The 7,483-nt window shown below is 71.3% G+C and carries 9 protein-coding genes and 1 pseudogene; 2 read left to right on the plus strand and 8 right to left on the minus strand.

Annotated elements, in window-relative coordinates:
* Positions 1 to 208, plus strand: a pseudogene (locus DJ81_RS04560) (hypothetical protein); the annotation flags it as partial.
* Positions 209 to 230: 22 nt separating this feature from the next.
* Here DJ81_RS04560 and DJ81_RS04565 read toward each other — a convergent pair.
* The 3 genes from DJ81_RS04565 to DJ81_RS04575 form a co-directional block, all read right to left on the minus strand.
* Complete coding sequence (locus DJ81_RS04565; RefSeq protein ID WP_094588688.1) at positions 231 to 812, minus strand: hypothetical protein; 582 nt, start codon at positions 810 to 812, stop codon at positions 231 to 233.
* A gap of 89 nt (positions 813 to 901) precedes the next feature.
* The gene (locus tag DJ81_RS04570) at positions 902 to 1,228 is read right to left on the minus strand and encodes a transcription factor S (protein WP_094528251.1); all 327 of its coding nucleotides are present in this window, start codon (positions 1,226 to 1,228) and stop codon (positions 902 to 904) included.
* A 78-nt stretch (positions 1,229 to 1,306) separates the two neighbouring features.
* Positions 1,307 to 2,137 carry an alanyl-tRNA editing protein gene (locus DJ81_RS04575; RefSeq protein WP_094588690.1) on the minus strand — a complete coding sequence of 277 codons (831 nt, stop codon included), beginning with the start codon at positions 2,135 to 2,137 and terminating at the stop codon, positions 1,307 to 1,309.
* Positions 2,138 to 2,301: 164 nt separating this feature from the next.
* Between DJ81_RS04575 and DJ81_RS04580 the strand changes: the two genes are divergently transcribed.
* Positions 2,302 to 4,107 carry an archaellin/type IV pilin N-terminal domain-containing protein gene (locus tag DJ81_RS04580; RefSeq protein WP_094588692.1) on the plus strand — a complete coding sequence of 602 codons (1,806 nt, stop codon included), beginning with the start codon at positions 2,302 to 2,304 and terminating at the stop codon, positions 4,105 to 4,107.
* Between the two features lie 42 nt (positions 4,108 to 4,149).
* Here the strand turns inward: DJ81_RS04580 and DJ81_RS04585 are convergent, their stop codons facing one another.
* From DJ81_RS04585 to DJ81_RS19070, 5 genes are all read right to left on the minus strand, one after another.
* On the minus strand, positions 4,150 to 4,968 hold the full coding sequence (locus DJ81_RS04585; protein ID WP_094588694.1) for a hypothetical protein: 819 nt from the start codon (positions 4,966 to 4,968) through the stop codon (positions 4,150 to 4,152).
* Positions 4,965 to 5,486 carry a hypothetical protein gene (locus DJ81_RS04590; protein WP_249269075.1) on the minus strand — a complete coding sequence of 174 codons (522 nt, stop codon included), beginning with the start codon at positions 5,484 to 5,486 and terminating at the stop codon, positions 4,965 to 4,967. Before DJ81_RS04590 ends, DJ81_RS04585 begins: the two co-directional genes overlap by 4 nt.
* Positions 5,479 to 6,504, minus strand: a complete 1,026-nt coding sequence (locus DJ81_RS04595) for a hypothetical protein (RefSeq protein WP_094588696.1) — start codon at positions 6,502 to 6,504, stop codon at positions 5,479 to 5,481. Before DJ81_RS04595 ends, DJ81_RS04590 begins: the two co-directional genes overlap by 8 nt.
* Positions 6,492 to 7,100, minus strand: a complete 609-nt coding sequence (locus DJ81_RS04600; RefSeq protein WP_241881499.1) for a hypothetical protein — start codon at positions 7,098 to 7,100, stop codon at positions 6,492 to 6,494. The genes DJ81_RS04595 and DJ81_RS04600 overlap by 13 nt, the downstream gene beginning before the upstream one ends.
* Positions 7,097 to 7,483: hypothetical protein (locus tag DJ81_RS19070; protein ID WP_094588698.1), on the minus strand; the 387-nt coding region annotated here is incomplete at its 5' end. The genes DJ81_RS04600 and DJ81_RS19070, both read right to left, overlap by 4 nt.

Raw genomic sequence — 7,483 nt, forward strand, 5'->3', positions numbered from 1 at the left:
CGGCGGCGATCCGATCGTGGTGCTCGCCGCGGGGGTCCGCCTCACCGCGCGTGAGGCGGTCGCGAACGGAGTCGACCCGTTCGCGGCGTTCGACGTGCTGTACGCGTACGAGCTCACCCTCCCGATGTTCGGCGGCGCGATCGACGACTCGGAGTACAGCGACAGCGGCTCTCCGATCGAGTCCGGTGCCGGCGCCGCGGCCTGCTGACCCGGAGCGCGCCTCGCTTCTGCTACTCCCCGTCCTCCTCATCCCCGTTGTCCGCCGGCGGGCGGACACCGCGAACGATCCCCAACAGCTCGCGGCGCGCGTCTTCGGGACCCCGACCCTCCGGGTACGCGGCGGCGACGACCGGGTACGCGCCGCCGGCGAGGAGGTACTCGTCGGCCGCCCACACCGCGAGCAGCGCCTCGATCGGGACCTCGCGGTCTCCGCCGGTCCCGTCCTCCACCAGCCGGCAGTCGCCGCGGAAGGTCCAGACCGTCGCGCGCTCGGCGGCCGGGTCGTCCACGGCCATCTCGCGGTCGCCGCGGCGCTCGACCGCCGCGATGTCGCGGGCCGCGAGCCGGTCGCGGAACCCCTCTCTCGCCCGTCGCTCGACCAGACGGGTGAGCGCGGCGTTCGGCGCCGTCTCCGGGCGGATCCGCAGGCGACTCGCGAAACAGAAGGGCCGCGGGGGCGGGTCGGTCGCCCGCTCGTACCGCACCGTGCTCGCGGTCACGGAGACGGGGCCGGCGGCGAACGGTCGGTCCGTCGTCTCGGCGACGCGTCGCCAGCCGTCGAGGCGGTCCGGGGGGACGACCGGCGGGTCCATGGTCGCCGTTCGCCGGGGAGGTAATTAAAAGCGAGCGGGGACGGGGGCGGCGCGGCCGGCGAGGGGAGAGCGGGCCGCCGCGGATCGGGTCAGTGGTCGTCTTCGCGCCACTTGTGCTCGCACTCGGTGCAGACGAAGAAGCGGGTCTCCGACTCGTCGGCCGAGCGGATCTGCTGCATGTACCAGTAGGCGCGGTCGTTTCCGCACTCCGGACAGTGCGCGGTCGTCTGCGGCAGTCCCTTGTCCTCCGCGTCGCTCACGTCGATGACCTCCGACTCGACCTGCGACTCGGTGGTCCACTCGTCGTCGCCGTCTTCGCGGCCGATCTCGTTGTCACAGTCCGCGGAGCTACACACCCAGTGGTCCTCGCCCTCGCCGGACTTCATCATCGAGCCGCACTCGTCGCAGAACTTCATGGCGGAACCAGCCGCGGATCGTATATAAGCGGCGGGATCGCGACCGAACGACGGAGCCGAGTCCGCCGGTCGACGGCCTCACTCGGCGCCGTCGAGGTGCTCGGCGAGCGCGAACCGGACGCGCTCCTCGTCCGCCCCCTTCGTCTCCCGGCCGGTGACGACGACCTCGCCGATCTCGCCGGTGTTACCGACGTGAGTTCCGGCGCAGGCGGTGCGGTCGTAGGGGTCCGCGTCGGTCCCGAGGCCAGCGTCGTCCGCGCCGGCCGCGCCGATCTCGACGATCCGGAGTTCCTCGATCGAGTCGGGGAGGAGGTCGATGCGGGTGCGCTCCGAGTCCAGGGTCGCCTCGGCCTCGGCGCGGTCCATCGCGTAACTCGTCACGGGACGCTCGTCGGCGACGAGGTCGTTGAGCCGGGCCTCGATGCGGTCGAGGTCCGCGTCGTCGAAGCGGTCGTACGCCGCGTCGAGGTGCGCGTGGTCGTCGTACAGCTGGTTTCCGGTGGTCTGCGCGTCGAACTCGTTCAAGAGGAGCGCCGACAGCAGGTGTTGGGCGGTGTGGTACTTGGAGTGGGCCGCCCGGCGCGCCGCGTCGACCTCGCCGACGACCGCGGTACCGGGCTCGGGCGGCGAGGGCGCGTCGCCGTCGGTCGCCGCGCCACCGCCGTCACCCGCCTCGGCCGCCGGCGCGAGGGTGTGGTAGATCGTGTCCTTCTTCCGGACGTCGACCACCCGCCACCGATCGTCGCGCTCCCCGTCGGCGAGGCGGAGCGTCCCCGTGTCGTGCGGCTGCCCGCCGCCCGTCGGGTAGAAGTGCGTCCGGTCGAGGACGATCCGGTCGTCGAGCGCGCGCTCGACGGTCGCCTCGAACGTCGTCACCGTGTCGTCGGCGAGGTACAGTTCCTCGGTCATACCGAGAGAGATCGGCTCGGCCGGCTTAGGTGGTGCGCTCAGGGCAAGCGCGCGCCCGAGACGGGAGCGGCGGCGACGCCGCGATCGGAGTCGGGACCGATGACGCTCTCAGATCCGATACTCGGACGTCGACGTTTATGAGTGCTCCCGACGTAGGCGGCCTCATGAACGGTCCCGACCGCGCCCAGAGCGAGGTGATCGGCGTCGTGCTCCTCCTCGGGCTCACGATCACGGCGGTCGGGGTCACGGTCGCGCTCGGGTCGACGGCGCTCGGCGACGTGCAGTCGTCGGCCGACGTCCAGCGGATCGAGGGGGCGATGACGCAGGTCGACTCGAAGGCCAGCCTCGTGGCGCACGGCGGGTCGACGAGCCAGCGCATCCGGCTCGATCCCGGCCGGAGCGCCGACGTGCGCGTCGACGACGAGGCGGGAGTGATGCGGATCGAGGTCGAGGCCGAAAACGAGACGGGCGGGATCGAGACGGTGACGGAGAACGTCACGCTCGGCGCCGTCGTCTACGAGCGGGGCGACGACCGGGTGGCGTATCAGGGCGGCGGGGTCTGGCGGTCGAACGGCGACGGGTCGTGGATGGTGTCCCCGCCCGAGTTCCACTACCGCGGCGACACCCTCACGCTCCCGCTCGTGACGATCGACGGGGTCGACGGGCGGCTCGGCGACGACGCCGTCGTGACGGGCACCTCGAAACACCCGGAGGGGCTGTTCCCCTCCGAGAACGTCTCGAACCCGCTGCTGGGCGGGAACGTGACGGTCACGGTCGAGAGCGAGTACGCGGAGGCGTGGGGGCGGTTCTTCGAGACCCGGACGCGGGCGAACGTCACGCAGGTGTCGCCGACGGAGGTCCGGGTCGCGCTCCGGACCGAGACGGTCCACCCGACGCTCAGCGCCAGCGTCTCTGCGCTCGGCACGTCACGGCTCGAGTTCGGCGGCATTAACACCCTGTACGCCGACAGCTACGACTCCACCGGCGGGTCGTATCCGGGGAAGGGCAACGCCAGCGATAACGCGGTGCTCCAGACGACCAGCGATTTCCACCTCACCGCGGGTGGCGGCGGCAAGACCGAATCGATCGAAATCCGGGGGGACCTCGTGGCGGAATCCTTCGACACACCGAAGGGACAGGCGGACAAGAAGCTGACAATCACGGGGGAGAAGCGGGTCGACGACTCGGTCGGGAGCGCGGACCCCGTCGCGGGAGCCATCGCCGAACGGATCGAACGAGTCCGCGATCAGACGCTTCAGTCCAGTGGAAACTTCACGACGGGGTTCGCCCACGACGACGGAACCGTCCGCACCATCGACGAAGACACATATGTCGACGGCGATGTCACGGTCTCGGACGGGAGTACACTACGGATCGAGGACGGGGCGACCGTCCATATCGGGGGCAAACTCAACGTGAGCGAGAACGGCAGCGACGTTGTGTTCGACGGCTCGGGCGGCGACGTCGCGGTCCTCGTCGAGGACAGCTTCTCGATGCGGGATCAGTCGACCCTCCGCGCGCAGGGCGGGAGCAACAGCGATCTGTTCGTCGACGGCACGGTCGAGATACGGGACGACGCGGCGATCACGGCGGCCACCGGCACCCGCTTCGAGCTGTACAACACCGGGGACGTCGAGGTGACGCATCAGGCGCGAATCGCCGCCGACGACGACGTAACGGGGAACCTGTGGCTGTACTCGAGCGGCGGCAGTATCGACTTTCAGGGGGCCCCGAGCGACGGCATCGACGTCGCGGGAGTGGTATACGCGCCGACGAGCGAAATGACGCTTACAAACAATATGACGTTCAAAGGGTCGTTCACCTCCGGGAGCTTCACGTTCAACGACGCCGACCTCAACCTCCACTACGACGAGTCGCTCGCCACGCTGCAGCCGTTCGGGGGGGCTTCCGTTCCCGTGGTGAGCCACCTGCACGTCTCCCGCCACCGCGTGACGATCGAGGACGACTAGCTCGGCCGAGCCGGTCGAACGAGGCCCCTCGCGGGGCGACCGTCAGCGCTGCAACCCGACGACGCGAACGACCTCGCGCACGTACACCGAGTCGCCGTGTTCGAGCTCCGCCACGGCGACGCCGTCGGCGTCGGCGGGGGTCGCGTCCGCGAACCCGTCGGCGCGCTCGAAGTAGCGCGCCCACGCGTCCGGATGGTCCGTCTCCACCCAGAGGTACAGCGTCTCGCCGCTCGCGGCGTCGAACCGGGTCGTCTTCGAGTCGGCGTTCGCCTCGTCGACCGCGGTTATCTGGACGGTTCCCTCGCCGGTGACGCTCCCTTCTCCGCCGCCGCGGACCAACGCCATTATCGGAATCGTCGTCCGACCGTCGGCGGCGGCGAAGCGGGGCTCCGAGAGCATCACCGAGCCGTCGCCGTCGCCGCGGACCAGGGCGCCGGCCTCGTACGCGATCGTCGTGTCGCCCTCCTCGTACGCGATCGTCTTGGAGGTCCACTCGTCGAGGGTGTCGTTCGCGACGTCGCTGGCGTTGCTGGTGTTCGCGAGGACGAACCGCGACTCGGCGGACGTCGACAGGGTGCCGCCGGCCAGCCGGATCTCGGTCGCCCGGTTCGGGTCGTCGTACCGCTGGACGTCTCGGAGGTTGTCGTCGAGCACGTCGAACGCGCGCTCGACGTTGGCGACGCGCTCGGCCTCCCGTCGGTCCTCCACGCCGGTGATCCCCACCGCGAACACCGTGCCGATCGTGACCGTGATCAGCGAGAACACGAGGATGTAGCCGACGACGTCGCTCACCCCGCGGTCGTCGCCGGCGAGCGAGGAGAGGCCCCCGACCGAGACCGTCCGGCTCCGCCGCCGGCTCATCGCTCTCTCACCACCAGCCGGCCGACGGAGCTGTTGTACCGGACCCGAATCGGGCCGCCCCGGACGCGAGACGATTCGACGGACAGGTTCGCGACGTGCGGGATCTCGGCGACCGCCTCGGGGTCGTCAGTCCGCAGGGTCACCGACTCGTTGTCGACCGCGATCCGATATGGGCGACCGGCGATACGGGTTGGCAAGTCGACGTCGACGGACACGGTCGCGTCGCCGGCGCCGCCGGGGCGGTCGACCTCCGCCGCGCGGGCGAGCCGGTCCGCGCTCTCGAGGTTCGCGACGGCGGTCTGCCCGACGACGGCGAGGTCGCCCCTGACGACCCGGTCCGTCTGCGAGTCGACGACGCCGCCGATCCCGATGACGATCCCGGAGAGCAGCACCGCGCCGATCGCGAGCGTCAACACGTATCCGACGGTGACGCTCACGGCCCGCTCGTCGCCGCGGAAGCGACGGTCGCCGTCGCTCCGGTGCGAGCGGTCGCCGTCGCGTCGCCCGCGGTCACGCATCGGGCTCACCCGGCGCGACCCGGACCGCGGTCTCGAACCGGAGCTCCGCGGTCCGGTAGCGGAGGTCGATCGTCGCCGCGTAGACGGCGGGAGTCGCGGTGTGATCCGAGCCGACGGAGTCCCCGGAGGCGGGGAGCGCGGTCGCGGTCGCCGTCCCGTTCGCCTCGTCCGTCCGCTCGAGGGTCACGTCGTAGGGGGTGCCCAGCGCCCCGGCGCTCGTCGTCCAGAGCCCCGGACAGCGCTCGTCGCCGAGCGTCCCGCCGGTCAGGTCGACGGCGACGCGGTCGGCGGCCGGCGTCGAGCAGACGACGGTCAGGTCGCTCCCGTTCTCGCCGACGGCGACGGTGACGTTGTCGTCGGTGGCGTTGTACACGTACACCTCCCGCGTCTCGTTGACGCCGTCGTCGAATTCGACGTAAAAGGCGTCGGTCGGTGCCCCGGCCGCGTCGGTGGAGGCGAGCGTTGCGGGATCGACCGCCACGACGAACCCGCGCGTCCGACTGACATCGGCCGCGAGGGTCGCGTTCGCGTCTCCGGTGCCGTTCGCGGTGAGATCGCCGGTCACGTAGCTCCCGTTCTCCATCGTCGTCCGGTTCCCCGAGACGTGCGTCACTCCACCGCGATCGGCGTACGCCCGGGCGAGGTACGCGTCGAGATCGGCGATCCCGTCCTCGACGGCGGTGGCCGCCGCATCGTGGTCCGATGGCCGGTTCCGGTTCGTCCCGTCGATCAGCGCGCCGGTCTCCTCGACGGCGGCGGCGCGGACCTCCAGCGCCTCGCCGTCGGCGGCCTCGATGCCGCGGGTCGCGACGTTCTCGCTGTAGATGCTCGCGTTCAGCAGCACCACGAGCGCCACGAGCGAGACGGCCACGACGAGCCCGGAGATCAACAGGAGCTGGCCGCGGTCCGCGTCGCGGAACCGCCGGTCGCCGCGCGGACCGTCGCCGGTGGAGTCGTCACCACGGGGACCGTCGCGGGACCCGTCGCCGTCGGACGGTCCGGGGATCACAGCTGCCATACGACGATGCGCACCTCCAGTCTGTCGTACACCGCGCCGCCGCCGACGTCGGCCGCGTAGAACTCGCCCGGCTCCGACCCGTTCGAGAGGGCTCGGAGCGTCGTGTCTTCGTACCCCGGCGCGGTCAGGTTCGCGTCGTCGGTCAGGACGACGGTACGCGTCGCCGTCACGGCGTTGTCGCTCGGCGATCCCATGTCCACCAGCGTCGTCTCCGCCGCGCCGTCCGGCCCGTGTCGGACGTGGACGTTGAACGCGATCCGGCGTTCGCCGAAGGTCGCGTTCAGCCCCTCGCCGAACGCGTTCGGGGGGCCGCCGCCCGTGAAGTAGCTCGGGCTCCGGCCGTCGGTGAACGACTCGTTCTCCGGGTCCCAGCGGAGCAGGGCGGCCTCGAGGTCGCCGCTGGCCGCGCTCGTCTCCAGCAGGTCGTTCGCGACCGCTCGCTGTTGGTTCTCTAGGTGCTGGTTCGACGTGCTGGCCGACAGCGGGGTCACCGCGGTCGCCTGTAGCGCGAAGGTGAGCCCGGCGACGATCAGGATCGCCGCGGCGAACGCCTCCAGCGTGTGCGCCTGCGCGCGGTCGTCCGGGAACACGGTCACCACACCCACACCGTGAGCCGGTACTGCGTCCCCTCGATCGAGACGAGCCGCTGCGAGACGCTGACGCCGCCGCGGTCGACGCGGACCGGGTCCCTCGTGCTGCGGCGCATGTCGACCGTGTGCGTCCCGTATCGCGTGTCGACGGTGACGGTCGAGGCGTTTCCGACCGGGTCCGCCTCGCCCATCGCGTGGACGACGACGAGGACGTCGTCGTCGAGGCCGAACTCCGCGGCCGTGTCGTTCGCGACGCCGGGCGGACAGCCGGCCGCGGCGGCGAGGGTGGCGTTGCCGCCGTCGCCGTCGAAGAACGCTGCCGTACACGCCGGCGACAGCACCGCTGGCTCCGCGGGCGACGCGGCGAGGAAGTCGCCGGCGTGTACGGC

This window comes from Halorubrum sp. Hd13 (assembly GCF_002252755.1).
Taxonomy (GTDB): Archaea; Halobacteriota; Halobacteria; order Halobacteriales; family Haloferacaceae; genus Halorubrum.